At 71.6% G+C, this 2,813-nt stretch carries 1 protein-coding gene and 1 pseudogene; both read right to left on the bottom strand.

The features are described from left to right. On the bottom strand, positions 1-2,570 hold a 2,570-nt coding region (locus ACH4TL_RS45750), incomplete at its 3' end, for an acyltransferase domain-containing protein (RefSeq protein WP_398332125.1). A 24-nt stretch (positions 2,571-2,594) separates the two neighbouring features. After that, a pseudogene (locus ACH4TL_RS45745) lies at positions 2,595-2,732 on the bottom strand (hypothetical protein); the annotation flags it as partial. Between the last annotated feature and the right edge of the window lie 81 nt (positions 2,733-2,813).

Raw genomic sequence — 2,813 nt, 5'->3', positions numbered from 1 at the left:
CCACACCCCACCACCAGATGACGCGCCAGCAGCGACCCCAGCACCCCCGTACCGCCCACCACCAACACCACACCCTCAGGATCCAACGACACCGGGGCCTGGAGGGCGCCCGGTGTCGTCCGGGTGAGCCTGGGAGCCAGCAAGGTCCCTTTACGCAAGGCCAGTTGGGGTTCATCGCTTGCGAGGGCGGCGGCCAGGCTGTCCTGGTCCGGGTGGGTGTCGACGTCCAAGAGGACGAAGCGGCCGGGGTGTTCGGTCTGGGCAGAGCGCAGCAGACCCCACAGAACCGAGGCGGACAGCGCGCTCACGCCCTCGTCGGGAGCGGTGGCCACGGCTCCACGGGTGAGGACGACGAGGCGCGAGTCGGCCAGCCGGTCCTCGGCCAACCAGCCTCGCAGCAGGGCCAGTACGCGCTGGGCGGTGGCATGGGCCGCGCCGGGCATTTCCCGCGCGGCGCCGTCCAAGTCCGCGTCCGTGTCCATGCAGGGAAGGAGCACGGTGTCGGGCACATCGGCGGACCGGGCCAGCGTGGCCGGGTCGGGGTAGGCCACGGCACCGGACAGGGCCAGCGCCTCGGAGCCGAGCACGCACCAGGAGTCGGAGGAAGACAGGGGGGCGTGGCTGCCGAGGGCGGTCCAGTCCAGGTGAAACAGGTCGTCGTGGTCGTGGGCGGGGTGGCGCGCCTCAGGAGTCTCCGAACTCAGCCGACGTACCGTCACTTCTGAGATGCTCAGCACGGGCTCGCCCATGGCGTCCACCGCAGACAGGCGTACGGTGTCGGCTCCCGTGGGCGTCAGCAGCACGCGGAGTGTGGTTGCGCCGGTGGCGTACAGCTCGACTCCGGACCAGGCGCGGGGTACTCCGGTGTCGGTGAGCGGGCGCAGTGCGGCGGCGAGGAGCGCCGGGTGCATGCCGTATCCGGCGGGGTCGGTGTCGGCCGGAAGCTCAACCTGACTCCAGGCGGCGTCAGTTGGAGGATCCACGTCCGCCCGGACGAGGCCGACGGTGGTCTCGGTCAGTTCCCCGGTGGCGTGCCGGACCCAGGTACCGGAGGTGCGCGAGAAGACCGTGACGGAACAGCGTCCGCGGCCGAGCGTGTCGATCACGACCCGTACATCGGTGGCGATCCGCCCGACCCGGAGGGGTGTCTCGACGGTCAGCCGCTCCAGCCGGTCGCAGCCCACCTGGTCGGCGGCGGCCAGGGCCAGTTCGAGCAGCACGGTGTGCGGTACGTCCGTGGCCCAGGGGTGGGCCGTAGGCGAGAGTCGGCCGGTGAACACCCAGCCACTCCCGTCGGGCCGCTCCACCACCGCGCCCAGCAGCGGATGCCCCGCCGCCTCCAGCCCCGCCGACGCCACATCCACCACGGCCGCGTCCTCCCGCAGCCAGTAGGAACGGCGCTGGAAAGCGTACGTCGGCAACTCCACCGGCCACGCCCCGGGGAAGAGCGGCGACCAGTCGACGGGCAGGCCGCTCACGTGGAGGCGGGCCGCGTTCGTGAGGATCTGCTGTACGGCCTCATGGTCTCGGCGCAAGGAACCCACGACGGTCCGCTCGCCACCGAGCGTCTCCGCAACGCCCGCGGTCAGTACGGGATGCGGGCTGGACTCCACGACGTATCCATGGCCGGCGTCGGCGGCAGCCTGGACGGCTTCCTGGAACCGGACAGTCCGTCGGAGGTTCTCGTACCAGTAGCCGGCGTCCAGCCGCGCGGTGTCGAGAGCGGTCGCGGTGACGCTGGAGTAGAAGGCGGTGTCGCACGCTGTGGGGGTGACCCCGGCGAGTTCCGCGAGGAGCAGCTCGCGCAATGGCTCGACACTCGTGGAGTGGGAGGCGTAGTCGACATCGACACGGCGGCTCACGATCCCGCGCGCCTCGCAGCGGGCCATGAGCGCGTCGAGTGGCTCGGGTTCGCCCGACACGACGGTCGAGGAGGGGCCGTTGACCGCAGCGATCTCGGCGTGTCCGCCCAGGGTGGCCAGCAGTGTGCGCACGTCGTCGGCCGGGGCGGCGACGGAGGCCATGCCGCCGGTGCCCGCCAGACGCAGCAGGGCCCGGCTGCGGACCGCGACGATCTTCGCCGAGTCCTCCAGGGACAGCGCTCCCGCGACATGGGCGGCAGCGATCTCGCCCTGGGAGTGGCCCACAACCGCGTCGGGCCGTACGCCCAAGGACCGCCATACCGCGGCCAGTCCGATCATGACGGCCCAGAGAGCGGGCTGGACGACGTCGACCCGTTGCAGCGGAGGCGCGCCGTCCACACCGTTCAGTACGTCGAGCAGGGACCAGGTGACGTACGGAGCGAGGGCCCGGTCGCAGGCCCGGATCTGCTCCTCGAAAGCCGGTGAGTGGGCGAGCAGGTCCCCTGCCATGCCCGCCCACTGGGAGCCCTGTCCGGGGAAGACGAAGACGATGCCGCGCTTGTCGTCAGGGGGTGTGGTGGGGGGCGTCACCGTCAGGTTGTCCGCCGTAGAGCCCTCGGCCAGGGCACGCACCCCCGCCAGTAACTCCTCACGGTCGGCACCCGTGATGACCGCGCGGTGTTCGAACAGCGATCGCTGTGAGACCAAGGACCAGCCCACGTCCCCGACACGCGACTGCTCTCCCACATGACGTGCCAACCGCTTCGCCTGCTCCCGCAAGGCCTCCACCGAACGGCCCGACACCACCCACGGCACCACACCCGAAACGCCCTCAGCCACGGGACTCTTGACCGCCGCGGCCTCCTCCACGATCACGTGCGCGTTCGTCCCGCTGATCCCGAACGACGACACCCCCGCACGCCGCGGCCGACCCGCCGCGGGCCACTCCCG

The sequence above is a fragment of the Streptomyces sp. NPDC021115 genome (assembly GCF_044333065.1).
GTDB lineage: Bacteria > Actinomycetota > Actinomycetes > Streptomycetales > Streptomycetaceae > Streptomyces.
The sequence above is the reverse complement of the archived record's forward strand: the minus strand, read 5'-3'. Positions and strand labels throughout refer to the sequence as shown.